The sequence below is a fragment of the Cohnella sp. 56 genome, from assembly GCF_037963805.1.
Classification (GTDB): Bacteria; Bacillota; Bacilli; order Paenibacillales; family Paenibacillaceae; genus Cohnella.
The window spans coordinates 84,560-110,729 of the sequence record NZ_JAZDQE010000001.1 but is presented as its reverse complement, the minus strand read 5'-3'; the positions used below and the strand labels follow the sequence as shown (position 1 = coordinate 110,729).

General features: G+C 61.6%; 26 protein-coding genes and 3 tRNA genes. 5 read left to right on the top strand and 24 right to left on the bottom strand.

What is annotated here, in order from left to right:
* Positions 1-11: 11 nt before the first annotated feature.
* Entirely contained in the window at positions 12-1,109 is a 1,098-nt protein-coding gene (serC, locus tag VQ071_RS00520; protein ID WP_340511875.1) for a 3-phosphoserine/phosphohydroxythreonine transaminase, read from the bottom strand.
* 318 nt (positions 1,110-1,427) lie between these two features.
* On the bottom strand, positions 1,428-2,258 hold the full coding sequence (locus VQ071_RS00515) for an Rpn family recombination-promoting nuclease/putative transposase (RefSeq protein WP_340511874.1): 831 nt from the start codon (positions 2,256-2,258) through the stop codon (positions 1,428-1,430).
* A gap of 4 nt (positions 2,259-2,262) precedes the next feature.
* Here VQ071_RS00515 and VQ071_RS00510 point away from each other — a divergent pair, with 4 nt between their 5' ends.
* Entirely contained in the window at positions 2,263-2,493 is a 231-nt protein-coding gene (locus VQ071_RS00510) for a hypothetical protein (protein WP_340511873.1), read from the top strand.
* A 212-nt stretch (positions 2,494-2,705) separates the two neighbouring features.
* Here VQ071_RS00510 and VQ071_RS00505 read toward each other — a convergent pair whose 3' ends face one another.
* Entirely contained in the window at positions 2,706-3,707 is a 1,002-nt protein-coding gene (locus VQ071_RS00505) for a DUF4917 family protein (RefSeq protein WP_340511872.1), read from the bottom strand.
* Positions 3,708-3,970: 263 nt separating this feature from the next.
* Here VQ071_RS00505 and VQ071_RS00500 point away from each other — a divergent pair, with 263 nt between their 5' ends.
* Both VQ071_RS00500 and VQ071_RS00495 read left to right on the top strand, forming a co-directional pair.
* Positions 3,971-5,899, top strand: a complete 1,929-nt coding sequence (locus VQ071_RS00500; RefSeq protein WP_340511871.1) for a beta-N-acetylhexosaminidase — start codon at positions 3,971-3,973, stop codon at positions 5,897-5,899.
* A gap of 14 nt (positions 5,900-5,913) precedes the next feature.
* Positions 5,914-6,048 (top strand): hypothetical protein, encoded by a 135-nt coding sequence (locus tag VQ071_RS00495; protein ID WP_340511870.1) that lies wholly within the window; start codon positions 5,914-5,916, stop codon positions 6,046-6,048.
* Positions 6,049-6,050: 2 nt separating this feature from the next.
* On the opposite strand, the gene VQ071_RS00490 is transcribed toward VQ071_RS00495, so the two are convergent.
* From VQ071_RS00490 to VQ071_RS00480, 3 genes are read right to left on the bottom strand one after another with little or no spacing between them, the layout of a single operon-like run.
* Complete coding sequence (locus VQ071_RS00490; RefSeq protein WP_340511869.1) at positions 6,051-7,064, bottom strand: 2,3-diaminopropionate biosynthesis protein SbnB; 1,014 nt, start codon at positions 7,062-7,064, stop codon at positions 6,051-6,053.
* Positions 7,061-8,056 (bottom strand): 2,3-diaminopropionate biosynthesis protein SbnA, encoded by a 996-nt coding sequence (gene sbnA / locus VQ071_RS00485; RefSeq protein ID WP_340511868.1) that lies wholly within the window; start codon positions 8,054-8,056, stop codon positions 7,061-7,063. Before sbnA ends, VQ071_RS00490 begins: the two co-directional genes overlap by 4 nt.
* Positions 8,057-8,069: 13 nt before the next feature.
* Positions 8,070-9,281, bottom strand: a complete 1,212-nt coding sequence (locus VQ071_RS00480) for a CoF synthetase (protein WP_340511867.1) — start codon at positions 9,279-9,281, stop codon at positions 8,070-8,072.
* 191 nt (positions 9,282-9,472) lie between these two features.
* Here VQ071_RS00480 and VQ071_RS00475 point away from each other — a divergent pair, with 191 nt between their 5' ends.
* Positions 9,473-10,285 (top strand): YheC/YheD family protein, encoded by an 813-nt coding sequence (locus VQ071_RS00475; RefSeq protein WP_340511865.1) that lies wholly within the window; start codon positions 9,473-9,475, stop codon positions 10,283-10,285.
* 70 nt (positions 10,286-10,355) lie between these two features.
* On the opposite strand, the gene VQ071_RS00470 is transcribed toward VQ071_RS00475, so the two are convergent.
* From VQ071_RS00470 to msrA, 11 genes are all read right to left on the bottom strand, one after another.
* Positions 10,356-11,366 (bottom strand): Rpn family recombination-promoting nuclease/putative transposase, encoded by a 1,011-nt coding sequence (locus VQ071_RS00470; protein ID WP_340511864.1) that lies wholly within the window; start codon positions 11,364-11,366, stop codon positions 10,356-10,358.
* 229 nt (positions 11,367-11,595) lie between these two features.
* Positions 11,596-12,495 (bottom strand): aldo/keto reductase, encoded by a 900-nt coding sequence (locus VQ071_RS00465; RefSeq protein WP_340511863.1) that lies wholly within the window; start codon positions 12,493-12,495, stop codon positions 11,596-11,598.
* Positions 12,496-12,617: 122 nt separating this feature from the next.
* Complete coding sequence (locus tag VQ071_RS00460; RefSeq protein WP_340511862.1) at positions 12,618-13,598, bottom strand: cell wall hydrolase; 981 nt, start codon at positions 13,596-13,598, stop codon at positions 12,618-12,620.
* A gap of 210 nt (positions 13,599-13,808) precedes the next feature.
* Positions 13,809-14,687 (bottom strand): ADP-ribosylglycohydrolase family protein, encoded by an 879-nt coding sequence (locus tag VQ071_RS00455; protein ID WP_340511861.1) that lies wholly within the window; start codon positions 14,685-14,687, stop codon positions 13,809-13,811.
* Between the two features lie 47 nt (positions 14,688-14,734).
* Positions 14,735-15,502, bottom strand: coding sequence for an NUDIX hydrolase (locus tag VQ071_RS00450; RefSeq protein WP_340511860.1), 768 nt, complete (start codon positions 15,500-15,502; stop codon positions 14,735-14,737).
* Between the two features lie 25 nt (positions 15,503-15,527).
* Entirely contained in the window at positions 15,528-17,024 is a 1,497-nt protein-coding gene (locus VQ071_RS00445) for a nicotinate phosphoribosyltransferase (RefSeq protein ID WP_340511859.1), read from the bottom strand.
* Positions 17,021-17,845 carry a ribose-phosphate pyrophosphokinase gene (locus tag VQ071_RS00440; protein ID WP_340511858.1) on the bottom strand — a complete coding sequence of 275 codons (825 nt, stop codon included), beginning with the start codon at positions 17,843-17,845 and terminating at the stop codon, positions 17,021-17,023. Before VQ071_RS00440 ends, VQ071_RS00445 begins: the two co-directional genes overlap by 4 nt.
* Positions 17,846-18,046: 201 nt before the next feature.
* Positions 18,047-19,435 (bottom strand): MATE family efflux transporter, encoded by a 1,389-nt coding sequence (locus VQ071_RS00435; protein WP_340511857.1) that lies wholly within the window; start codon positions 19,433-19,435, stop codon positions 18,047-18,049.
* Positions 19,436-19,589: 154 nt separating this feature from the next.
* The gene (locus VQ071_RS00430) at positions 19,590-19,829 is read right to left on the bottom strand and encodes a cold-shock protein (protein WP_340511856.1); all 240 of its coding nucleotides are present in this window, start codon (positions 19,827-19,829) and stop codon (positions 19,590-19,592) included.
* A gap of 104 nt (positions 19,830-19,933) precedes the next feature.
* On the bottom strand, positions 19,934-20,134 hold the full coding sequence (locus VQ071_RS00425; protein WP_090117032.1) for a cold-shock protein: 201 nt from the start codon (positions 20,132-20,134) through the stop codon (positions 19,934-19,936).
* A gap of 183 nt (positions 20,135-20,317) precedes the next feature.
* Entirely contained in the window at positions 20,318-20,947 is a 630-nt protein-coding gene (msrA, locus tag VQ071_RS00420; RefSeq protein WP_340511855.1) for a peptide-methionine (S)-S-oxide reductase MsrA, read from the bottom strand.
* An 86-nt stretch (positions 20,948-21,033) separates the two neighbouring features.
* Here msrA and VQ071_RS00415 point away from each other — a divergent pair, with 86 nt between their 5' ends.
* Positions 21,034-21,201, top strand: coding sequence for a hypothetical protein (locus VQ071_RS00415; protein WP_340511854.1), 168 nt, complete (start codon positions 21,034-21,036; stop codon positions 21,199-21,201).
* 373 nt (positions 21,202-21,574) lie between these two features.
* Here VQ071_RS00415 and VQ071_RS00410 read toward each other — a convergent pair whose 3' ends face one another.
* From VQ071_RS00410 to VQ071_RS00380, 7 genes are all read right to left on the bottom strand, one after another.
* Positions 21,575-21,904, bottom strand: coding sequence for a helix-turn-helix domain-containing protein (locus tag VQ071_RS00410; RefSeq protein ID WP_340511853.1), 330 nt, complete (start codon positions 21,902-21,904; stop codon positions 21,575-21,577).
* 213 nt (positions 21,905-22,117) lie between these two features.
* Positions 22,118-23,344, bottom strand: coding sequence for an RtcB family protein (locus VQ071_RS00405; RefSeq protein ID WP_340511852.1), 1,227 nt, complete (start codon positions 23,342-23,344; stop codon positions 22,118-22,120).
* Between the two features lie 66 nt (positions 23,345-23,410).
* A complete protein-coding gene (locus VQ071_RS00400; protein ID WP_340511851.1) occupies positions 23,411-24,910 on the bottom strand; it encodes a TROVE domain-containing protein in 1,500 nt (499 codons plus the stop codon).
* 352 nt (positions 24,911-25,262) lie between these two features.
* A complete protein-coding gene (locus VQ071_RS00395; protein ID WP_340511850.1) occupies positions 25,263-25,859 on the bottom strand; it encodes a ribonuclease H-like YkuK family protein in 597 nt (198 codons plus the stop codon).
* 50 nt (positions 25,860-25,909) lie between these two features.
* Positions 25,910-25,985: transfer RNA gene (locus VQ071_RS00390), tRNA-Asn, on the bottom strand.
* A gap of 6 nt (positions 25,986-25,991) precedes the next feature.
* Positions 25,992-26,069: transfer RNA gene (locus VQ071_RS00385), tRNA-Glu, on the bottom strand.
* Positions 26,070-26,092: 23 nt separating this feature from the next.
* Positions 26,093-26,166 (bottom strand) — tRNA-Gln (locus VQ071_RS00380).
* Positions 26,167-26,170 lie beyond the last annotated feature (4 nt).

Sequence of the window (26,170 nt, the reverse complement as noted above, 5' to 3'; positions counted from 1 at the left end):
CGCTCCCCCTTTCAGCCCCAGCGGCTCCTGAAGTCGTTCATGAACCCCGCGAGCGCCCTGCATGCCTCGACCTCTACGCCGTTGTAGATCGATGCCCGGATGCCCCCGACACTTCGGTGGCCTGCGAGTCCTGCGAAGCCCGCGCTCCGGGCCTCCTGTACGAATGCCTTCTCCAGCGCTTCGTCCGGCAGCCGCCAGGTGGCATTCATCGCCGAGCGATCCGGCTGCTCCACGATGCCCCGATAGAAGCCGCCGCTCGCATCGATCGCGTCATACAGCAGCGACGCCTTCTCCGCGCTCCGCGCTTCCATCGCCGCGACGCCGCCCTGGGCGGCGGTCCACTCGAGCATCAGCTTCATCATGTAGATGGCATGTACGGGCGGCGTATTGTAGAGCGAGTTGTTTTTGGCATAGGTGCCATACCGGAATATCGTCGGGAGCTTCGCATTCGCCTCCGTCAGCAGATCCTCCCTTGCCACAACCGCCGTCACGCCCGCAGGACCCAGGTTTTTTTGCGCGCCGGCATAGAACATCGCCAGCTTCGTCCAATCGAGACGGCGGCTTAAAATATCGCTTGTCATATCGGCGATCAGCGGGATATCTCCCGTATCCGGCAGCGCCTTGAACTGCGAGCCTTCGATCGTATTGTTGGTCGTCAGGTGCACATACGCGGTATCCCTCTCCGTCAGGTTCCCCAGCGCTGCATCGACATTCGGCAACCTTGCCCAGCCCGACGCCTTTCCGCTCGCCAGCACCTCCGCCGCGCCGACAGCCAGCGCTTCCTCGTACGCCTTTTCCGAGAAGCTGCCCGACAGCACATAACGCCCCGCCTTGCCTCCCGAGAGAAAGTTCATCGCCAGCAGCGCGAACTGCGCGCTCGCTCCCCCCGACATGAACAGCACCCGATACCCCGCTCCCTGAAGCCCGATCAGCTCCAGCAGCAGCCGCTCCGTCTCCTCGACCATCGTCTCCACAGGCTTGCTGCGGTGGGACATCTCCAGGATCGACATGCCCTGTCCGCCATACTCTACGAAGCTGTCCCTTCCTTGCTCCAGCACTTCAAGCGGCAGCGCCGCCGGTCCCGGGTTAAAATTGTACTGTCGATTCATTGCCCATCGCCTCTCTCCAAGTGGGTTAAAAACGCAAAGACGCCCCTCGTCCGAATTGGGACGAGGAGCGTCAGCTCGCGGTGCCACCCAACTTGACGAATTCGCGCTTCTGGGCGCGACTTCGTCCTCTTGGTTCCGCGGTAACGGGCGGGGCCGGTAAACTTAGGATGCAGCCGCGCGCTTCGGGCGCTGCGCGGGTCTGCTCTTGACGGGAACGCCTCCGAGTTGGATGCTCTTCACAGGCATAATTCCGATTTGCAATTGTCTGATTATTCTAGCGTCGAACGGCGCGCTTGTCAACGCCGGCGCCAGGATCAATCATTGCGCGCTCGCAAGCCGCTGCAATTCCCGAAGCCGTGCGCCCGAGATCCCGGTCGCCTGCAGGATGACCTCGTCTCCGAGCCCCAAGCGGATCATCCGGAGCGCGGCCTGCTCCAGGCCTTGCTCGAGGCCCTGCTCCAAACCTTGCTCCAGCCCCTGTTCCTTGCCTAATTGAATGCCTTCCTCCATCGCGCTGCGACGGATCGCATCCAGGTTCTGCAGCAGTCCCATCATGCCGTCCTCCTTATCCTTCAGATCCTCGATCAGAGCCCCGACCTCCGGCGCGTGCGGCGGCAGGCGAAGCGAGACGATGTTCGCCAGCCAGTTGACGAACTGGCTCTGCATATCCTCGGACATCGCGCGGACGATGCCCATCAGCTTCCACAGTCGTGCGAGCAGCTGCTCCCGATCGGCCGTCTGGTCCAGCAGGAAGACGGCGCCGATCGTGTTCGACAGCGACAGCAGCTCCTCCTCGGTGTAGCGCTCCACGTCGATCAGAACATATTCGAAGTCCAGCAATTCCGATCCAAAAGCGCGCTCCCCCGGCATAAGCGTCCGCAGCCGTCTGGCGGCCGTCCACGGCTTCTGCCCGTTGTACAATACGATCGGCACGATGACCGGGAGCGAGAAGCCCTCGCCCTGTGCTGCTGCGCGGTTGCGCAGCAGGTAACGCCATATCTCCGCTTGATAGAGCAGCAGACGGTAAGGCATCGAGGGATCGACCGTAGACTGGAGCTCCATCAGCACATAGAAGATGATCTCGCCTTCCTTCCATCCGCAGACGGTAGACCAGATCGGCCTCCTTGCGCTTGAAGTCCGGCAGGACAAACGAATGATCGATCGTCTCCAGATCGGATTCGTTCATCTCCGCCACCCACTCGCGGACGACGAAGGAGCGAAGCAGCTCGACGAACAGCTTTTTGCTGGACAACAGATAACGGTAGGACGTATCGTGCGGAAAAGCGACGGACGGCGGCTTGTTCTGCTCAGCGTCCATTCGGGCGTTTCGGGCGTCTCCGGCGCATGCGAAGCGATCGGCGAAGCGCCGCCTTCATGCGTTTAAGCCTATTATAATCCAAACCGTTCATACGCAACAGATCGAACCTCCCTTCGTCCCCGGAAAAACAAAACGCCCCGGCGGGACGGTCTGAACCGTCCTGCCGAGGCGTGCTTCGCCGCGGAACTGTATTACGACCATTAAATCACAAACCGGCCGCAAAATAAAGAAGAATGCGCCAAGAAGGTCGGCTTCGCAGTCCGCAGGCGCGCTTAGCCTTATCTCCCGAACGTCACCGAGTCGAAAAACACAAGTTCCCGGTCGCCGCCCAGTTTGCTTGCGTATCTCGCCTGCTCCAGCACGATCTGCTCCGGGGTCAATCCCGGCGTATAGATGCCGATGGCAATGCGCGCGATGCCGGATTCCCGCACAGCGTCCACAATATGCTCGTCGCCGTCCAGGGACAAGCCGAACACCGTGAGCCCGCCGGACCTGCGCTTCAGCGCCTCGTAGCAGAAAGAAAGGTACTCGTTGTCCAAAATACGGGACAGCTTGTGCCGGCTCCGCCCTTCGGAGACGAACAGCGGCAGCGCTTCACGGCTCCGGTAGAGCTGATCGAGCGTACGGGGCAGCGTCAGCTGGCGGCTCTCGGCCACGATCTTGCGGGTGAATCCGTCCGCCGTGTACAGATGCAGCGCGCCGTGCAGGAAGTAGAGCGGGATCCGGTCGATGTACGGCTCCGGCACATGAGGCGAGAACGTGCAGGCTTCAAAATAGAAGTCCTTGAAGGAAGAAGGCGAAGTCAAGATCGCCCAGTAAGGAATGAGATCGTACGAAGTCGTAAAAATGGCGCCGCACCTTGCAAATTGAAGACCCAGCTCGGCGAGTCTGCCGTGCTTCCTGCCCGTCGGCGTGAGCGGCGCGTCCTCCGAGGGCGTGTCGATATCCGTCTTCTCCGGATGCACCCGCTGCACGACGCGCACGAGCGACTGCCGGATATCCGCATAGACCTCGGGCAGCCTGCCGCTGTCGTTGCCGACGAGCCCGTTGAGGGCGATCGCCTGATTGACCTCGCGCAGCGCCAGCTCGAAGTTCGTCGTGCCAAGCGCCTCAAATATGGCGGACACCGTGCGCTCCATGCCGGGTACGGCGGCTTGAAAAAGCGACCCGTAGCTGAACCTGGGCGAAAAAGAAATCGACAGCCCGTTGCCCGCAAGCAGCGCATCGCCGTGCGCCGCCTGAATATCGCGATAAGTATACAGCTCATAATGCAGAGACATGACCGGCTCCCCTTTCCGAAGGGCTTCACCCGACTGCAGAGACCCGGCACGCCGGGCGTTGATTCGAGTATACCAAAGCCCGCGCATGCTTGCCCGGCACCTCTCTTGGCGGGCGTCTCTCTTGGCGGGCCTCTTTCTTGGCAGGCACGATACTGCGGATTTACATCCCTTATTCCCGAAAGGTGCCCCTCCCGACAGCCGGGCCGCTGTCTGTATAATAGTGGAATGGTGTATGAATTGGAAAATCGAGGTGGGGTCTGACGATGAGAATACGCTGGGAAGGCGATTGGACGGCGCTGGCCGACGGCATCGACGCGCTGACGCCCGAGCTTGGGATCGCAGCGGCTGCCGACGGAATACCCGTGCTTGTCAAACGGTCCGGCGACGAGGACGAGCTGACCGTAGGGCTGGAATACGGGCCGCAGGGTGCGCGCGGTTATATCCGGTATGGACGAAGGCATCAGTTCTACCGGGGATTGGGCTTGTTCGTACAGCGTGGGCGCGCCGGGGCGCCTTTTCATATCGAGGAACGCCAGCGGCTCCGCACGGTAGGCCCGATGTTCGACCTGTCGCGCAATGCGGTGCTGACGGTCGAGGCCTGGCGCGAGCTGCTGCGCAAGATGGCGCTCATGGGACTCAATACGGTCATGCTGTACATGGAGGATACCTACGAGATCGAGAACGAACCGTACTTCGGATATATGCGGGGACGGTATTCGGCCGCGGAGCTGCGGGAGATAGACGATTATGCGCACCGGTTCGGCATCGAAGCGTTCCCGAGCATTCAGACGCTCGCCCATCTGGAGGAGTTCCTGAAGTGGGAGCCCGTCGCAGCCTACAAGGATACCAAGGGCGCGCTGCTCGCGGAGGACGAGCGGGTGGGGGCGTTGATCGAACGCATGATCGAGGCGGCGACCGCGCCGTTCCGCAGCCGGAAGATTCATATCGGCATGGACGAGGCGGAGGAGGTCGGACGGGGCAAGTATCTGGACCGGCACGGCTTCAAGCGCCGGCTCGAGATTATGGCGGGCCATCTGGACCGCGTGCTGGCGGTCACCCGCCGCAAAGGATTGGATGCCATGATGTGGAGCGACATGTTCCTCAAGATGGCTTCGACGGACGGCGGCGACTACTATGACAAAAACATCCGTATCCCCGAGGAGATGGCCCGGCTGATTCCCAAGGATGTTGACATGGTGTACTGGGACTACACCCATATGGAGCAGGACGACTACAGACAGCTCATCGACCGGCACCGGCCGCTCGGCTGCAGACTCGTCTTCGCGGGTGCGGTGTGGATCTTCAATACGTTCGGCGTCAACTACGGCATGTCCCTGCGGGCGACGGACGTCGCGCTGACCGTATGCAAGCAGGAGGGCATCGACGAGATCTACGCGACGATGTGGGGCGACGACGGCAATGAGAGCAATCCGTATATCGCGCTGCTCGGCTTGCAGTATTATGCGGAGCACGCCTATACGGACGGCAGTCCCGATTGGGAAAAGGTTGCGGAGCGCGCCCGCTTCGTCACCGGCCTCGAAGCGGACGCCTATCTGCAGCTGCGGTATCTCGACGAGACGCCGGGCGCGGAGCCGGACAATGCCAAGCAGAGCAATCCGTCCAAGTTCCTGCTGTATCAGGATGTGCTGCTCGGCCTGTTCGACCGTCAGATCGAGGGCCTGCCGATGGCCGCCCACTATGCGGGACTCGAGGCCGTCATCGCGGCGAGACGCGATCCGGACGCGGCGCTCGACTATCTGTTCGAGGTGCCGCAGCGGCTGTGCGCCGTGCTGAAGCTGAAGAGCGAGCTCGGCATCGCGCTGAAGCGGGCTTATGACGCGGGGGACAAGGACACGCTGCGGGCGCTGGCGACAGGGGCGCTCCCTGCGATCGCGGCCGGCGTGCAGGCGCTGCGCTCCGCGCACCGCGAGCAGTGGATGCGGATGTTCAAGCCGTTCGGCTGGGAGGTGCTCGACATCCGCTACGGCGGCGTCGCGAACCGTCTGGATACGGCTGCGCAGCGGCTGATCGCCTATGCGGACGGGCGGCTTGGCCGCATCGAGGAGCTGGAGCAGGCACGGCTTGTCTTCAGCACGGCCAACCGCTTCAACAACAGAGGCGCCGGCTGGTGCAGCCATTATTACCGCATGGCTTCGCCGAACGTATTCTATCATGTGCTGAATCCGTTCTGACGAAGCGTCGGTTCATGCGGCCTATCGCCTGCCAGCACGGACCGCATTATTGGCACGATCCCGCCAGGCGCATGGCGGCCGCGCGCTGCCTGGCCGGCTTCATGCAGCAAGCTCCTGCCCGCCGGGACAGAGGCCGCTACAACGATTGAGATTAGCTATTGCCGGTGGGCGGCGGCAGCCGATCATGTTCTCCGCCGTCCGCCTCCAATACTATACCGATGCCCCGCTCCATCGCCTGCTCCGCATAATAGCCCGCGATCGCGATGTCGAAGACGCCGAGTCCCATCGGATTGAAGAAGACGGGCACATCGGCCGGCGTCTCCTCCAAGCCTCCGCGGCATACGACATCCGCCAGTGTCATGGCCTCCGACGCCTCCATCCCCCGCTCGAGATGCAGCCGTTCGATGTCCGTGTTTTCCCGGCATACCTCTGCCCAGTCGTCGACCACCGCGGCCGTCGTCTTGAACACGCTGTCCGGCACATAATCCCGCAGCGACACGTTGAGCAGCAGCGCGCCCGCGGGCGGGCGCTCGTCGATGTACCGCTTCGCCGACACGGTGCAGGTCGCGACCACGTCCGCTCCGCGGTACAGCTCCCGCCAGCCGCCGGCGATCTCCGTGATGCCGCGCAGATCATGGGGCACCGTCTCGGGGTCGATCGGACGCAGATCGCAGAGCGTCGCCCGCGCGAGCCGCTCTCCCAGCAGGTCGGCGCACATCTGGAGATGGAGCCGGCCGACCGGTCCCCAGCCGACGATGCCCAGACGCACTGCCGACGGCCGGCGTGCCTTCATATACGCGCGCAGCATCAGCCCGCTGACGGCGGCGGCGCGCAGGCCGTTCAGCAATCCGCCGCTGATCACGGCGGTCGGCCGCCCCGTCTGCGCATCGTTCAGCACGATCGCGCTATGCGCCCGCGGCAGTCCCAGATCGGGATTGCCGGGGAAGCCCGCCACCCACTTGATGCCCGCGAGGCCGAACGCCCCGCCGACATAAGCCGGCATCGCGATGATGCGGTTGCGCGCATCCCCGTACCGCAGGTACGTCTTGGACGGATGGACGCATTCGCCCGCCTCACGTGTGCGGACGACCGCCTCGACGATATCCGTCAGCCGTCGCCAGTCGATCCCGAGCGCTCTGATATGCCCATCGTGCAAATAAATCATATGCCGCCCCCTCCGTCCCGGTCGTCCGGCGCTGCCGTCTCCGGTCCCAGCTCGCGTCTCGCCCACTCGTCGTCGTATACGGTGTCCAGGTACCGCTCGCCCCGGTCCGGCAGTATCGCCGCGCATACCGCGCCCGGCGGAATCTCTGCACGCAGCCGATGCACGGCCGCGACGATCCCGCCGGACGAGGCGCCGGCCAGAATCGCCTCGTGCCGCACGAGCTCCCGGCAGCCGCGCACGCAGTCCGCGTCCGACACGCGTACGACGATGTCGGCGAGGCCCTCGTCGTGCAGTGCGGGAACCTGCGCCGCGCCCAGCCCCGGGAATCTGCGCCTGCCCGGGGCACCGCCGAACAGGCGGCTTCCCTCCGCGTCGACCGCCACGATCCGCGTCGGCCAGCCCTGCGCCCGAATATAATCCCGGCAGCCGCGTATCGTGCCGCACGAGCTGACGCCGCAGAACAGATAGTCCGCGGCGCCCAGCCGCTCTCCGATCTCGCGCATCGTCGTCTCCGCATGTGCCAGCGCATTGTCCCGATTCGCGTATTGATTGGTCCAGTATGCGCCGGGAATCTCCCGCGCCAGCTCCTGCGCCCGCCGGATGCGGGCCGGCAGATACTCACCCGTCTGCGGGTCCGGCGTCGTCACCAGCTCGATCTCCGCGCCGTAGCTGCGGATGATCTGCAGATGGCGCGCCGTCGTCCGCGGATCGGCTACGCAGACGAACCGCAGCCCCAGATAGGCGCACAGCTGCGCCAGACTGATGCCGAGGTTGCCGGAGCTCGACTCCACGATCGTGCCGCCCGCCTTCACCTCGCCGCGCCGGATCGCCCCGCGCAGCATGTACAGCGCCGAGCGGTCCTTGGCGCTGCCGCCCGGGTTCATCCATTCCAGCTTGCCGTACACCTCGAACGGCTCGTCGCGGTACAGCCGCCGCAGCCGGATCAGCGGCGTACCGCCGATCGCGCCGGCGATGCCTTCCTCGAGCCTCATCTTGATCCGACCTTTACGTATAAAATATTTTTTTGTTCTTCACGGCTCCGCGGTTTTTCGCGTCGTCGTATGTCTCCGCCAGCACTTCAATGCCGCCCAGCATGCCGCCCCGGATCATGGCGCCGATCTCCGGTATGCGCTCCTGCAGCTCCTCCTGGATGCGCCCGAGCAGCCGGCCGTCCGCCTCCGCGCCGTGCAGATGGATGCGCAGCGCGTTGCCCGCCACATTCACGCGCACGCCCGCGTCGCGGACATGCCGGTAGACGACGTCCTCGATGTCGTAGATGCTGATCTTCTCGCCGTGCTTCAGGTCGGGTCCGATCCGCTTCACGATGCTGCGGAAGCTCTGACGCGGCGCGCCGTCCACCACAATCGGGCGCAGGTCGCGCACGACGTCATAGGTGACGTAGCGCAGCGCAGGGAACGATTCCCGGACCGCGGAGGTCAGCACGAGCACTTGCTCATCCGGGTCCGATAGCGGCGCGTAGCCGTCTCCGAGCGTCTCGGCGCCGATGCCTTCGGCGTACAAGCCTTCCGTCAGCAGGTAACGCCCGTGTCGGGCGGAGTAATACGCAATCGTGCCGATCTCGATCGAGCCGTACGTATCGGCGATCCGCTCCGGTGCGATGCCCAGCCGCTCCGCCGTCCGCCAGATCCAGCCCGGGGCCGCCGTCTCTCCGACCAGGATCACCTGGCGGATGCCGAAGGAGGACGGATCGTCCGCCGTGAGCAGAATCCGCTCCAGAATGGAGGGCATCGTATACAGCACTTCGGGACGGATACGCCTCAGCCGGTCGACGTGCATGCCGATCGGCTCGCGGTAGGACAGTGTATGGACGTCCATGCCGAGGCTGCGGAAGACGTCCGCGGCCGTCGCCTCCGCATGGCCGGTCCCCATATCGGAGGCCGCCGTCCGATAGCGCCGGTCTCCCAATAGCGCGCGGAACGCATCCAGCTTGATGCGCATATAGTCGGCCTCGTCCCGGGCGGAATAGTAGATGGTCTTGCGCAGCCCGGAGCTCGTGCCGGAGGTTCTGTAGCCGCTGTGATCGCCGCTGCCGGCGAGCGGATTGTCCGCCGTATAGTAATGCTGCTCCAGCACGGCGGCCGTCATGAGCGGCAGCCGTGCGAACGCAGCTGCGTCCCAGCCCGGCAGTTGCCTGTACCATGGGAAATGCCGGACCGTTCGCTCGGCGACGGTCTTCCAGTTCTCGGGCTCGGACATGCGCTTCCCTCCTGCCCGCAAGCGGCTCGGGCCTGCTTGCTGATGCTGTCAGCATATGCCCGCCGCCTGCGGCGGGTTCGCCGATAAGCGCATCGGGATGCGCCAGGCGCGCCATTAGCGCTTCGCATGCGCAAATATCCGCGCTGCTTCGTATGATGGAAGAGGGATACGGCGTGACAAGGAGGGATCATATGAGCAAGCAGGAGCAGCGCGCGCTCAAGCAGACGGTGTCCAGCAAGCTGGTTAAAACGCGGCTGCTGCTGGAGGGTGGCGGCGAGCTCGCCAGGCGCGTACCGCGCACGGCGGCGCTAAGCCGGGAGCGCCTGAGGGCGATGCTGGAAGCATACGGGATGGTGTACGTAAAGCCGGATACCGGCTCCCAGGGAATCGGCGTGTGCAGGGTCGAGCGGGATGCGGGGGACGGGTATCGCTATCAGACGGGCACGCGGCGCCTCAAGTTGGGGTCGTACGACGCCATGTACCGGTCCTTGCTTCGGCATGTCGGGGCCAGACGTCATCTCGTCCAACAGGGCATCCATACGCTTCGTTACCGGGGAAGACCGTTCGATTTTCGCATCATGGTTCAAAAGAGCCCGGCGGGAAAGTGGGAGAACACCGGGATCGCCGCCCGTGTCGCCCACCCGGCCAAAATCGTCTCCAACGGCAGCCAAGGAGGAACGATATACGACGCCGGGCGGCTGCTCGGACTTGTCGCGGGACGCAGGCAAGCGATGAAGCTGCTCGGCCGCATGAACAGACTGGCACTGCTCGCCGCAGCCAGGTTCGGCGCCTCGTACCCGGCCATGAACGAGCTGGGCATCGATATCGCCGTCGACCGCACACTCGAACCGTGGATCTTGGAGGTCAATACGCGCCCCGATCCCTGCCCCTTCGCCAAGCTGGAAGATCGGACAGCGCTCCGCACCATTATCCGCTATGCGCGGTCATACGGCAGACGCTACTGCCTGAAATGCGGCAAAGCGAAGAAAGGAAGCGGCATATAAAAGGCAGGCTCCATCCGGCAAAGGAGTGGAGCCTGCCTGCAAAATTGCCTCTTGCCTTCCATAACGCGGCTCAGTTCGTCTGCTTGCGCAACTCCCGCAGCCGCTTTTCCGCAATGCCCGTCGCCTGCATGATGACCTCGTCGTCGAGCCCCAGCAGGATCATCCGGTGCGCGGCCTGCTCAAGGCCTTGTTCAAGCCCTTTCTCGAGCCCTTCCTCCAGCCCCCTTTGCCTTCCTTGCTCTATCCCTTTGGCGATGCCCAGTTGGATTCCTTCCTCCACACCGCTGTGGCGAATCGCCTCCAGATTCTGCTGCAGTCCCATGGTGCTCTCTCCTTCCAATTTCAGTTGAGTTACAAGTTCATCGATCGCTTCATGGCCGTTCGGCAGTTGCTTGGTCACCATGTTCGCCAGCCAATTCAGGAATTGGCTCTGCATATCCTCGGACATCGCGCGGACGGTGCCCATCAGCTTGCCCAGCCGGTCGTGCAGCTGCTGCCGGTCCGCAGTCTGATCGAGCAGGAACACGGCGCCGATCGTATTGGATAGCTCCAGCAGCTCTTGCTCCGTGTAGCGCTCTACGTCAATCAGCAAGTATTCGAAGTTGAGCAGCTCCGGGCCGAAGGCTTGCTCGCCCTCCATCAATGCCCGCAGCTGTCTCGGAGCCGTCCAAGGACGTTGGCCGTTATACAGAACGATTGGCACGATCGCCGGTATCGTAAATATGCCGCCTTCCTCGACCTGTCGGTTGCGCTGCAAGTATCGCCAGATCTCCATCTGATATTGCAGCAGGCGGTATGGCATAGCCATGTCCACGGTCGATTGCAGCTCCAGCAGCAAGTAAAAAATAATATCGCGATTTTTCATCCGCAGCCTGTAGACGAGGTCGGCTTCTTTGCGCCTGAAGTCCGGCAGCACAAACGAGTGATCGATCGCTTCAAGCTCTGTTGCGTCGATCTCCTCCACCCAGCCGCGGCTGACGAAGGAACGAAGCAATTCGACGAACAGCTTTTTGCTCGACAGCAGGTAACGGTAGGACGTGTCGTGCGGAAATGGGACAGACGGCTGACGGCCGCCGTTCATCGCGTCGCCTCACCATCCGACCGGAGCGCAGCGATGCGCTCGTTATCCTTATTATAAATCAGGGCGACGTGTTGCAAAAGCATGTTCGGGTCCATTTTCATTGTCTCCTTCCGGAAAAGCAAACACCCCGGCAGACCGTCATGAACGGTCTGCCGGGGTGTGCTTCACCACTGGCATATTTTATTCTATTTAATCATATCCCGGAGGATAAGAGAAGGCCCTCTCTCGTCTATTCCAATCCGATCCAATCCGCTTCGGCGACAGCCTGCCAGCGTTCGCGGATCGCCAGGTATTCCGCCTCGGGCAGCGCGCCCCGCTCCAGCAGCCGGGCGTTCTCGGCCCAGCGGTCCGGCTTCGCCGTGCCGACGATGGCCGTGTGGACGCCGGGCGTCGACAGCGTGAAGCGAAGCGCCCGGCCGACGGTCTCCTCCAGATTGCCTTGCAGGAGACCGTAGTTCAGCTTCTGCAGCCGCTGCCAATATGGATACTCGTATGCCTTGGCATCCGGCTCGGCGGCATGCCGCCAGGCGACGTTGGCTACCGGCCGCTTCGCCACGACGCCCATCCCCCGTTCGGCCGCTTCGCTCAGCGTCAGGTCGATCGCCTCCTGATCGGCGACGTTCAACGACGTCATGAGCGAGTCGAACGCGCCGGTACGGACCGCGTAGAGTGCGTTCGTATGGTCCCCGCTGTAGCCGATGAACCGGGTCTTGCCCTGTTCCTTGGCACGCTTCAGCACGTCGATGACATCTCCCCGCTTGAGCACTTCTTCCGAGCAGCTATGGAGGTGGATGACATCGACGTAATCCGTCTTCAGCCGTGCGAGACTGCGATCGATGCTCTGCTCCAGCATACGCGGGTCCCAGTCGGGCAAGTCGAGCCCGGCCGCATGACCGCACTTGGTGAACAAATAATAGTCGCTTCTTCTGCCCGATATGGCCCGGCCGATCAGCTCCTCGCTGTTTTTGTAGCATTCGGCGGTATCGATCAAGTTAAGGCCTGCATCCAGCGCACTGCCGAGCAGCCTGTCCACCTCGCGCTGGTCCGCGCCTTCGAAGCCGATCTCCGCCCCGCCGAAGCCGAGCACGCTCACTTGCATGTCCGTCTTGCCGTACGTTCTTTTTTCCATGACGATCGCCTCTTTCCATCGCTTTTTTAACAGTTTACCCACTCTCGGACGCGTTTGTCCTGTCGGAGCGACAGACGGCAAAAAAGAAAGCGGAGCCGCAGCCCCGCCTTCCGCATGCTTCTTCACTTGGCGAACAGGTGATTGCCGATCTTCTTGATCGCCTTCACCCGCTTGGCCTTGGCAGGCTCGAGCCGCGGATTGAAGAAGAACAGCGCGCCCGGGACGTTGTTCTCGCCGGACAGGGCGGCCTTCGCCGCCTTCAGGCTGTCCCTGGACGGCCGCTCGCGCTCGAGGCTGCCGTTGCCCGCGGGCGAGAACTGGCCGGGTGCGTAGATGACGCCCTTGACAGTATCGGGATAGTTGTCGTTGTGGAGCCGGTTCATCACGACGCTCGCCACGGCCAGCTTGCCCGCGTATGGCTCGCTGCCCGCCTCGGCCTCCACCAGCTTCGCGAGCATCGTCAGCTCGGCCTGGTCGATCGCAGCTTCGGCTGCGGGCGCCGCCTTGGGCGCGCTGTCGGGATCGAGGAAGTCCGGCGCGACGACCTTGAGCCGCTGGCCGATCTGCAGCGCGTCGCCGGTCAGACCGTTGCGCGCCTTAAGCGCCGCGACCGACGTGTCGTGAGCGCCCGCGATGCTCGAGAGCGTATCGCCGGCCGCGACGGCGTACGCCTCCTCCTGCCGGACGATGGCGACCTTGTCGCGCGGCTCCCAGCCGACGCTCGCATGCATCGACTCGGCGAGAATGCGCAGCGGCGCGTAGGTAATCCCGTCCTTGGCCCTGATCGTGCCACCGATATCGTATGTACGGCCGTTGAAGACTACTTCGGAAGATCCGGCGCGAAAGGAAAGCGAATCCTCCAGTCCGCCGCTTAGCGTGATCTCCCCCGAACCCGCGTCGTGGACGAGCGTCCAGCCCATCAGGTCCGCAAACTCCTTGACCGGCGCGTAGGTCCAGCCGCCTATCGTCCACAGCTCCTGAGTCAGCTCGATCTTGGTGTCCGCTATGTATATCGTTTTATTCGTGCCGCTCGCATCTGCGTACGCAGCGCCCGCGCCCAGCGCCAGAAACAGCGCCATCGCCAGCAAAGCGATTCTAGACAACCGGTTAATGGGCTTCATCTCCTTATCGAACAATCGAGATTCGTCACCTGCACTGCTCGCTATTATACAGTCAATAAAAAGGAAAAATTTAAAAATGAGTGATTTTTCATTCTGGGAAAGCGCTTGCGACAAGAAGGACAACATGCCGAAAAGCCGTTCGGACAGCATGCGCTGTCATCGAACGGCTGAATTCGCCTCTTCCCTAGTCCCTCATCGCGCGGTCCGCAGCGCCGCCAGTTGATCGGCGGTCCGGTCCAGCCGATCGCCGATCAAGATCCGCGAAGTGTATCGCGGGGGGATGCCTCCATAACCGCCATGCACGCCGGCCAGCCCGCCTGCAATCGCGCCGATCGTGTCCGAATCGCCGCCGAGGTTGGCCGCCCGCTGCACGACTTCTTCGAAGGAACGCGACGTCAGCAGCAGATGCAGCACCCAGCGGAACGTATGCACGACATAGCCGCTCGGCTCGCAAGCCGGCTCCGCCGTCAGCATCTCCTCGTAGTCGGTGCCCGCAACCGCCAGTTCGATCGCTTCCCGCAGCGGGACGTCGTCCGCCAGCATGGCGAACGCGATCCGGTTGTAGATCTCGCATGCCTCGCCGCAGCGCTCGTCGTAATGCGTCATCTTCGACTGCATGTGCGACACGCGAGACACATCCTCCCATCGCGGATAACCCAGCGCCGCCGGCAGGCACCGCATGAGCGAGCCGTTGCCAGCGCTCTGTCCGAGATCGAGGTCAGCAAGCAGCGCGGCCTCGAACCAGTTGTCCTCGTATGTGCTCAGTACGCGGCGGATGATATTCCCGATATCCTTGGGATCGGATGCATACCAGCGCAGGAACCGCTCTCCGATCGCCTGTACCGGATCACCCGGCGATGCCAGGATGCCGTCCGCCACGCACAGCGTCATCATCGTGTCATCGGTCACCTCGCCGGGCTCGAGCCGCCATACGCCGCCCCCGACGATCTCGGTCAGATAGCCGTGCCGCTCCGCGATCTCGCGCGGCGACATGAACTCGGTCGTGCCGCCCAGCGCGTCTCCGACGGCTACGCCGTACAGACCGCCCCGTATCCGCTCTGCCAGTTCCATGCCCATCGCCCCCGTCTTTGCTTTCCGCCAATCGACAGCCCTAGCTCTTATCCGTATATCGACAGCTCCGGCGCATAGTCCGTGAACCGGTACAGCTGCGCCGGCCGCTGCGAGTACCGGTTGGACATCATCGGCCGCCCGTCACCATCGCGGACCTCCTCCAGAATGCCCCTGCGGCTCTGCGTGGAGGTGATCTTGCGAATGAAGTTCTTCTCCTCGAAGGTCGGCACGACCGTCGTGATCACCTGGTACAGCTCCGCGATCGTGAACGTCTCGGGCAGAAACTCCCTGGCGATCGTCGTCGTCAGCATCTGCCTGCGGATCCGGTCGACCGCATCGGACACAATCGTCCGGTGATCGAAAGCCAGCTCCATGGCGAGCGCCTCCTCGACCGGCCACAGCCGCACGTCCGACGCCTCGTCCGACGTCCTGCGGTCTGCCACGCACCGCTCCTCGACGAGCGCAAAAAATGCATGGGAGATCATCCAGCCGCGCGGATCGCGGCCCGGCGCGCTGTACACGTTGAAGTACGCCAGATGCACGTCCGCTACGCCCGTCTCCTCCAGCAGCTCCCGCCTGGCGCATGCCTCGACCGTCTCCCCTTCGCGCGTGAATCCGCCCGGCAGCGCCCACATGCCCTCGCAGGGCCATTGCTGGCGCTTGATCAGCATGACCTCCAGCCGGCGCAGCGGGAGCGCCTTCTTGGCCCCCGGCCGCTCGGTCTTGGTAATCGTGAATACGACGATGTCCGTCGGCGCGCCGTCGGGCGTGCGGAACCCCGCGGCCGAATAATGTCCGGCATTAGAATCGTTCATACGCGCATGCTCCTATCGCTTCGTCCTACAGGTTCCCGAGGAGTCTCTGGCGTATGTCGCCAAGCGTGTGCTCGCGCACGAGCCGCCCGTCTGCGAAGACGTCCTCCAGGAGATCGATCCCGCTGTATTGATCGTATTCTTCCTTGTCCAGATTATCAATACAGGCCATCGTATCTCCCTGCGGCACGACGCGCACAAGCCCCGTCTGCGACTTTTTGACTTTGCCCGCGTCCGTCTTCGGGTCCTTGTAAATTTTGCGATGCTCGCCGTCCACGATCGCGTAGGTCGACTTGAGCGCGTAGCCGAAGGTGTCGCGGGTGTTGTACTGGTACGTGAACGAGCCGATGCCGAACACCATGTTGGTCGATGCGAAGCCTTTGGCCTCGAGCCGTTCGCAGATCTCCCGGCAGCGGGCGATCGTGATCGCGTCCCCGTAGATGGCGCCGATGTGGCTGTCGAGCTGCCTGTAGCCGCGCGCGGTCGTCGTCCCGCCGAAGATGTCCCACAAAATCTCGATGACGCCCCGCCGGGCGAGCGGCTCCTCCGCGTCGGGATCGCCGCAGATGATCTTGACCGGATCGCCGCTGTCCGGACGGATGACGACCTTGCCGTCGCGGCTCATGATATCGTCCTTCAGTCCGCGGATGACGACGTCGAGCACGGTCCACAGATCCCACGTATCCGACACGATCGAGACAAATCCGCTCGGATAGACGTCCTTGATCAGGTACCGGTACGACGCCGCCTCGTCCCGGCCGTGCGCGCACATGACGCTGTGCTCGGTGGCGGGGATCGACGTGCCGATCAGCTCCTTTTCCATATCGGCGCCGTAATGATCCTCGAGATAAAGGATCGCCGGTATCGTATCCGTGCCGGTGAACGAGAGCAGATGGCCCGCGCCGCTGGCCTTGGCCGCCTCGAGCGAGCCCATGCCCCGCATCGAGAAGTCGTGTCCCTGAAACGGTACACCCGAAGCGTCGCCGTTGGTCCGGCGCGCGAAGTCCTCGAGCAGCTTGCGGTATTCGAAGGCGAGCGTCGCGCTCGTCGCAGGCCCCCACAGCTGGCACGATATGAGCGTCTCCAGGTAATTGGTGAGCCAGAAAAACGCGGGCTGCGTGTTCTCGATCGTCAGCATCGGCACCTTGACCGGCACGAGGCTGCCTTCCTTAACGGCCTTAATCTTGATCGGCAGGTAGCCCAGCTCGTGCAGGCGCTCGATATGCGTCGCGTCCGGGTTCGGATCGCCGAGTGCATGGCGGATGACGCGCTTGTATTCGTTAACGACCTCAACCTTCGTTCTGCCGAAGAAGTTCGCATCGAAGTAATCGATCAGATATTCCTTGATAAAAGCCTGGAAGCCGAATGCCACGATCCGATCGACGTCCGCAAGCCGGCTCGCGCGTGCCGTCCAGGTCGAGTAGACGAGCTCCGTGCCTTGCGGATACTGGTTTTTGTGGCTCACCTTGTAAAAGTCGCAGAGCAGTGTGGCGGGGTAAACGTAATTGTTGGCGATAGCGGTCATGGCAGCAAACCTCCGATCGGATAAATTTGGATAAAGTCCGTGCTTGGCCCGTCCAGAATCGTGTCCGTCGTGTATACGCGGTCGATCAAGCCCGAAGCCGGCAGCTTGCCCTGATGAATCGCGTTCTCGCAATGCGTGACGAGCAGGTAAATGTGCGCAGCCCCCAGCTCGCGCAGCCGCTCGGCGCCGAGCAGGAACGTGCCGCCGTACGAGCACAGATCGTCGACGATAACCGCCTTGAACCCTTGCCGGTCGACGCCGCCCGCGATATCCAGCTTCTGAATGCGTCCCGTCCGGAAGTCCCGCTCCTTGCGGCCGACCAGCTGCCTGAAGCCCTCCACCCGGCCGTACCGCTTGTGCGCCCCCGCATCGGGGAAAAACAGATAGTCCGCCGACGGATCGAATCCCGTCTCCGCCGTCACCCGGCCCAGCAGCTCAAGCGTCGGGTAAACCGCGCGGCTGCGGTCGAGCAAGGCCAGGGTGACGTCCGAATGCGGCTCGACGACCGTCACCTGGTCGAAGTTCATGGCGTTAATCATTCGCGCCGTATACTTCAGTGTAAAAGCCGACGCGCCTTCCGTCCGGTCCATCCGGCTGTACGGCATGTAGCAGATGTCGAGCGCCGCCGGGCCGGGCTGCCGTTCGTCCAAAAAGCATTTGACGAACATCAGCTTGATCAGGTCCGCGTCCGTCTCATACTTGAAGCCGATGCGATGAACCGCTCCCGCCTCTGTCAGCGCGAGAATCTGCTCTCCGTCCACTCGCGTCTCTCCGTTCGGATACGCCTCGAAAACCAGCGTCTCCCCGTTTAACCTGATCATGACGTCCACGCTCCTCGCTTCGTGTTGGCTGTGCGGCAAAGATGCTTTGCGACATTTAATATTGTCATTTTGATATTATAATATTGATAATATAAAGAATTGTCAAGTGGCAGTCCGCCCTGCGCAAAAAAAAATGCTCCGCATGACGTGTCAAACGAGACATCGCCTTGCGGAGCGTTTATTATCCATGCGCTTGCAGCCCTATACTAATCTCTTCGCGTACCACTTGTCGCCCCGGAACCTTCTCAGGAACAACCATCCCCGAACGCCCCATTCGCAGTTCATCGCCAGCCAGACGCCGATGATGCCGAGACCGAGCACGATGCCCAGCACATAGCCGAGGGCGATCCGGAACAGCCACATGGACAGCATTGAAGCAATCGATGTGAAGCGCGCGTCTCCCGCCGCCCGCAGCCCTGCCGGCAGAACGAAGCTGATGGCCCAGAGCGGGATCTGGGCGATTGCATTGATCAGCGTAACCCAGAAGATATCGTCGACGATGTCGGCAGGCGGGTTGAACAGGCTCACCATCGGGTGGAAAAGCGGGAGCAGGATGGCAGTCATCAAAATAAAAGAATAGGTTGAGAGCCACAGAAACGACTTGATGAACTTGCGGGCGTCCTCGACGTTCCGGCCGCCGATGCATTGGCCGACGACCGTGACGAGTGTCAGCGACAGCGCGCCGGCGGGAATCTGATAGACCAAAGCGATCGTGCCGCCGATTGCATTGGTCGCGATCGCGTACGTTCCCATGCTGACGATGAACACCTGGGTCAGCATCTTGCCGCCGTTAAAAAACATTTGCTCCGCCGCGAACGGAACGCCAATCGCCATAATCTTCTTCAGCATGCTCCACGGCACGCGGAGCAGCTGCCCCAGACGCAGACGCAGCGACACATCGATGCGCAATATGTAGACGATCGCGCACAACGCAGCCGTGTAGCGGGCAATATTCACGGCGATCGTCATGCCGAGCACGCCCATGTCGAGCACATTGATGAACAGAATGTTCAGCAGCACATAGAGCAGATTCATGATCAGCGACAAGATCAACGATACCCGCGACCGGCCGATCCCCCGCATCGCACCGCATACCGCCTGCACGATGCCGATGCCCAGATAAGACAGGCTGCTGCCGATCAGGTATACGCGGGCATTGTCCAGAACATCGGCAGATGCCCGTCCGAACAGCACTTGGAGCACGGGCGCGTGCAGCGCTGCCACCGCGAGGCCGATGCCGAGCGACAGCAGCGCGACCGAAGCGACGGTGCCGGCGGCCGCCTTGGCTACCATCGATTCATCGCCGCTGCCCTTGTACTGGGCCACGACGACCGTACCTCCGGTCGCCACTGCGACGAAGACATTGATCAAGAAAATATTCAGCGAGTCGACAGAGCTGACCGCGCCGACCGCAGCGACGCCGGACGAGCTGATCATGGCCGTATTCACCAGATTCAAGCCGACGATGAAGGCCTGGTCGATCAAGATCGGGATAAACAGCGCGATCACTTTGCGGTAATCCATGGACGCCCCGGTCAAGCGCTTGTCCAGGTATGCATGCGTTCGCGCCTTTAACCGAAGCGGTCTCACTTCATCACATCTTTTCTGATATTTTGTCATGACATGCGAATGGATGCGGTTGCGGGTCTTATTCTAGTGGCAAATGGAAAAATCCACAACCTCTGCAGGTTGCGGATTGGGAGGGTATGCCCGGAGCAAGCGCCGGTTTACGCGCGGGTTTCGGTTACAGCGCGGCTTTCCGTTGGTTTCTCCGGTGCTGCTTGAGCTGATGATCCGACGAGATCAGAATCGGCAGCACCTTCTCGCTGCGTTCCATGACCGACTTGCAGATCATGCAAGTCGGCACGTCTTCGAACGAAAAGTTGTCCCGAATCCAACCCTTGCAGCCGTCTTTCGTACAGGACCAGATCGTGGTCAGTTCCTCGGGCAAATTGTCCAGCGGTTTATTCCAAGAATAATTCAATGGATTGTCCCCCTTAGAATGGACGTACTGTTATCTTTATCCGCGTACAAAGTCTCGCCAATTAAAAATCCCCAAAACGATACGTTCGGGGATTCGGAGCTCGTTTACAGTTTTACGACGTTCTCGGCTTGCTGGCCGCGATTGCCCTGCACTACATTGAACTCGACGCGCTGGCCTTCGTCCAGCGACTTGAAGCCTTCGCCGGTAATGGCGCTGAAGTGTACGAACACGTCTTCGCCGCCTTCAACCTCGATAAAACCAAAGCCCTTTTCTGCGTTAAACCATTTTACAGTTCCGGTTTGCATAGAAACACCTCCAATTTTTACATGAGCTTCTCATTTTAGGTACAAAATAAAAAATTCATATATTGCACAAGGTTAGTCATTAAAATAATAACCCTCTGCAATAGATGAATTTAAGGTCATAACTCTAATAAATGAATTGTACCACAAAAGGAGCACCAATAGCAAATCGGAACTCATCCCCCGCTACCAGCGAATCCGTCGGAGGCGTTCGATCATGGCTTCCCGCTCGTCGGGGCCGATCGGCCATCCCTGAATCTCCTTCAGGACGGGCGCCAGATTCGCATACCCTTTGGCCACGCCGTTGAGCCGCGCCGCCAGCGTCGAGCGCAGGAGCGCTTCCTCCGAGCCGTACAGTCCGCCCAGCTTCTCCAGCGCATCCGGGTATCGTTTCAAATAATACTTCTGGTGCCGCGCCTCGGCCGGGTAAAATGCCGCGCAGGGCGCGATCTCGGTATCTAGCCGATGCCCCTCCTCCTCCTCCATCCGTTCTTTAACCCGGTTAAACGCCTCCGCCTGTCGCTCGTCGCGGTACAACAGCAGGGACTGATACTGCCTTCCTTTATAGCCGTTAATATTAACGGGATTATGGTTGCTCCAGAATGTCTCCAGCAGGGTGTCGATCGAGATCAGATCGGTGTCGAACTCGACCTCAACCGTCTCGGAATGATCTCCCATATCGCGATAAGTCGGCTGATTCGTCGTGCCGCCTGCGTACCCGACCGATGTCCCGTCCACCCCGGGCAGCGCGCCGAACAGCGCCTCCGGAGACCAGAAGCAGCCCATGCCGAGCGTGAGGGTTTGTTTACCGCGCATTGCGCCGCCTCCCTTGAAGTGTGCACATAATCCGGTTCGAGAAGTGGAATGCTGGAACAGTTGTCAATTACTCACGGAGGTGCCCTATGACGAACAACCACAACGAACCGACCAAAGCGGAAGTCCAGACAACCAAGCTGAACAAGCTGCCGGTCCCCGGACAGGACGATACCGAATTCTCCGCAGAAGAAGCGGCCGAAGCGTTCGAGCAAGGTCAATCCGCCGGCGACAACCGGCATAACGACCGCTCGTAACACGGACTGCCTTCTCCAATTGCCAAGACACCGGGCTACCTTCATGCGAAGGGGTTCCTGTGTCTTATTCGGCATGCTCGCCGCGCGGTGACGATCATTGTATCATAGCGCAGCGGGGCTTGCTAATCATCCACATGTGCATAACACTGTGCACACGCTGTGGGTATCTTGTTAATAACGTCAAAAAAATCCACAACCTCGTCGGGTTGTGGACAAGAAATGCATGTTCGGTTGTCGCATCGTCTCCTGCTATCGCCGCAAGTAAACAAGGCCGTCCGGCACGGCGCCCCTCCATGAACGATCGCCGCAACGAAGCCCACCCTGCCCGATCTTAGACGCGGGTGTCGGTCATGCTGCGCCCTCTGCCTGTGCGTCAGTCCTCGTATTCGAGAATCTGCTTGATTACCGATGCGATAAGCTTGATCTTGGCGGGCGGGCAACCGTCCAGCATCTCCATGATCTCATTGCGCAAATAATCGCCCGACGATTTGTTCGTCCCGCTCAGAATATATTCGGGGGGCTTCTCAAGCACGGTACATATTTTATTCAGGTTTGCGAGATTGACCGTCGTTTTGCCGCGCTCAATCTTGCTTATGTATGCGTTGGATACTTCGAGACGCTCCGCAAGATAATCCTGCGTTATCCCTTTTTCTTCTCTAGCCTTGCGAATTCTGCTGCCTATGGCTTGATCGTCGAAGCTCAATCGTCATCACCCAACCCGACTATAGCAAGGCAGGACGGAGGTTAACATGCACGTTGCGTCAACATCTACTTATAGGTTGATTAATTCGCAACATAAGACGCCAGGCTCCCATTCAGGCAGGACTCCTGGCGTCTTATCGCTTTTTATCCATGAAACCGGCCGGCCTCCCGCAGACGAAAAGCCTGGAGCACTCGTGCGTGTGCGAGCTGCCGATCAATCCTTGTACGGATCGTATTCGTCCGCGCCCGCCATGCACACGCCGATCGGCTTCAGAACATGCAGCACTTCGATCGTCCCGGCATGCGCGTCCAGCACCTCCTGCAGCTTGCGGTACACAAACGGGCTCTCGTCTGTGCCCGCGCCCCGCAGCTCTACGCCGTAGTCGCGGACCGCCTGCAGCATTCGCGCCGGCAAGATTTGGCCTCCGGTACGGGTGCGGGTTTTCCAGTTCATCTTGCCGGCGGCCTGCGTCCGGCTCATGATTCGGCCCGCGCCGTGCACCGTGCTGTAGTACGCATCGCGATTGTCTGCCGTATCCTTGCCGCGCACGACAACCGAGATATCGCCCATGCTGCCCCCGATAAACCCGAGCTGGCCCGGAGCCGAAGGGGTGGCGCCTTTGCGGACGACGATCGTATCCTTGCCGCCATGCGTCTCGCGCCACGCGTAGTTATGATGATTGTGCACCTCGAAGTCGGCCTCCGCGCCCACAATCGCCAGCACCTGGGCGAGCACATAGTCGCGGCCGGCATATGCGTACCGTCCGGCGAGCTTCATCGCGCGGTAATACATATCCCCCAGCTCGCTGTCCAGCTGAAGCAGCACCGGCGGCTGATCCATCTTCTCGCCGGGCGCATTCGCGAAAAACGCGCGCCCTGCCGCCAGATTCAGGAATCCGCTGGCCGTCCGATGACCGAATCCCCGGCTTCCGAAGTGATTGCCGATCCACAGCCTGCCCGTCTCCGGTTCCTCGAACAGGTCCACGAAGTGATTGCCGCTGCCTACCGTGCCGAGCTGGTCGCGCGCCAGCCGCTTCAGCTTGTCGTGCTCCTGGCGTCCGACCGCCGCGTATACGTCCCAAGCGGGATCGTCGAACAGCTCGTGGTCTACTCTCTCGCTGTTGACGCGCCCTACGCCGAACGACACTTTACGGGCAACCTGATCCATAATCGCAGACAACCGCGGCATCACATCCGCTGCCATAAGGTTCGTCCGCACCGCCTTGTTGCCGCAGCCGATATCGTAGCCCACGCCCGAAGGCGAGATTTGCCCGTCGTATACGACCACGCCGCCGATCGGCTGGCTGTAGCCTTTGTGATGATCGGCCATGAGCAGCGCCTGGACGACGTTCCCGTGCCCGGCGCAGGTTACGGCTTGCGACAGCGCGCTCTCGTCGGGCTTCCCCCAGACGCGCACGCCGTCTATCGTTTGATATGTCATTGCAGTTAGCTCCTTTTACGGGCGTGTTCTATGCTCCCCGCACCGTCTGCTCGTCATCGATGTTGGTTAGCTGTCGATAGCGATCGCTTCGATCCGTTCGACCATGGACGCGTAGCCCTTGGCCGACTGCGCGATGTAGCTCAGCACGGTGTCGCTCCAGCCGTAGATGTAGAATGTCCCCGCATCCCGCTGCGGCACCATCGCGCCGCGATAGGGCGAGACATCGACGATAAACGCCTTCACGCCGGGGTTCACCTTCGCCCTGTACTTCGCCAGCGCCTCGTAAAACGGACTGCCCGTATTTTGCTGCTCGTCCGTGATGATGACGATCTGCTCTACCTTGCGGCGCTCCGCCAGCAGCTTGCGCAACGGCGCGCCCGTATCCGTGCCGCCTCGGGCATGAATGCGCTCCGCCTGCGACAGAATGCTGTCCCTGCGCGAAGGCCTCGCATCCTCGGCGACAGTGTCGAACAGCCAGAACAGAGAGTCGCCTTCGGTCTTCTTGTACAAAGCCAGCGCGAATACCGAGCCGATCTGCAAGTAATCGCCGTTCATCGAGCCCGAGATGTCGAGGAAGATCGCCGTGCGGCCCTCGAGATCCGGCAGATGGTCGAACGTATACTCCGCCGCGTCACGCAGCGCATCGCGCAGCACCGGGTTCGCCACCTGCCGGTACGCCTTGGCGAACCGGAACGGCATGATCCTCGCCTTGCGCAGCGCGCGCCGGTCGGTCAGCCGCTCGATCACCGTCTGCAGATGGTGATTATCCTCCAGCACGCCTGCCCGCTCGAGCGCGTTCAGGTGCCGGAGCAGCGCGAACGTCGGCAGCTGGGCGATCAGCGCTTCCCAGATCGCCTTGGTCGGCTTCACCGCCCCTGTCACGACCTCGTGCGGCAGCTTGCCCGTCTCGATCCAGTACAGCCGCTCGGCCTCGGTCGCCGCCCGCTTCAGCTGCTCCAGCGCATGGACCTGCGGCAGCAGCGACAAGTTCGCTTCCATGCCGCGCAGGTAGCGGTAGAGCGCCTGCTGCTTCAGATCCGCCGGCTTCGGATGCGCCGTCGCGATCGCGTCGCCGAGACTGTAGCCCCGGCCCCGGCCGTTGTACTTGACGGCCCAATATTCGGATACGCCGGCCAGGAACCGGTTCACCTGCCGCTTCACCGCCCGGCCGCCCTCGCCCCGTCCCATTCCCTGAAGGATGGTCAGGAAATCGGACAGGTCGGAAGGAATCTGCACGACCTTGAGGAAGATTCTCGCGAACAGGTCGGGCCGGTACAGCGACATAATCGCCAGACCGTGCAGCGGCTGGAGCCGCATGTAGCCTTCGCCCCGCGCATAGACGAGCGCCTTGGCCATGAACTGCGGATCGCGCTCCGCCATCTCGCGGTGGAGCGCTTCGGCCTCCGCCAGCAGCGTTTGCCCGTCCGCGTAGAACGTATTGCCCATCGTATTGGTGACCAGCGTCTGCACGTACCGCTCCTCGGGGGAACGTTCGTGAGCCGGGTAGCCTTCTCTGTTGAGCGTCGTCGGCCTGACGGCCGAGAACAGCTTTTTTGCAAAACTCATGGAAATTCAACCTCCTAAAAGAGAGCGGAGACGAGGAAAGTGGCCGAGAAGGTTCACGGAAGGCCTGCTAAAGGCCGCGTCCGTCCCTTATACCGAAGTATCCCTCTCGTTCGCCTCGCTCCGTCTGTTCATTACAATCGTTGAGGAAAAGGTGCGGAAAGGCATGCTGCTCTACCATCTGAGCTATCCCGCCGCAGCGGGAGTTGGACTCGAACCAACGACAGGCCGATTAGAAGTCGAAGTAGCCCTTCCATACGCCTCAACGAATGCGTACCATTTTGCACTTGCCTTGCTCTTATCATCGCGCATGCCCGGCATTTCGAACATGGCGCAAGTATGACGACTGCCATATTTATGTGCAATTCGCTGCCGCCTTCGGGATCGACGATCCTCTGTACGGCGTTTTCGTATAGCGGTTGGAAACGGACGAAGCCGCGATCGCCTCCGGTTTCACTCTGGCCGACAGCCCCATCGCCTCAATCCTTCCGACCAGCTCCGCGACCATCGCCGATGTGCGGTTGCGCCTCGCGTCGGTACCTGCATCGATATCGACGAACATCGCAAGGCTCGCGCCGTGGTAGGCATAGGGCAGCAGGATATCCTCCAATGCCGCCCGTCTCCCGGTATCGAAGTAGGCTGCAATCTCCTGGCTGTACGTCGTCTCCAGGCTCAGCTTTTCCCGCAGCGAGCGCAGCTCTCGCGGGACGATGACCTGGCGGTAGCAGAACCAGGCGCCCCGGCCCGGCCGGAGGATGACGACGGATGTCACGAACTTCGTATGTCCGGCGTGCACCTGCGCGTCCGTCCCGACGACGAGCTGGTACGCTGCGCGCGGGTCGCGCGCCATGAAGCTTCGGATGCGTTCGAAGACTTCGTCCAGCGGCAGATTCTGTTCGGAGAGATTGCGGAAGACTTGCTCGTGAAGCATGGGATAGGCGTGTCTTTTCATAAGAGTCACCTGTAGCGCAATGCGGCTTCTTCCTTTCTTGTTTGTCATATTGGCAGGGTTGGCAGGGCTCGAACCTGCGACCGTCCGATTAACAGTCGGGCGCTCTACCTGCTGAGCTACAACCCTATGAAGTGGAGGCGTGGACGGGGCTCGAACCCGCACATCCGGACTTGAAAGGCCCGTGTGTTCAACCAGTTTCACCACCACGCCGCGGCGGTCTTGCATAAATCAAGTGGCTGCCCGGGCAGGATTCGAACCTGCGGTGGATGAGTCAAAGTCATCTGCCTTGCCGCTTGGCTACCGGGCATCGT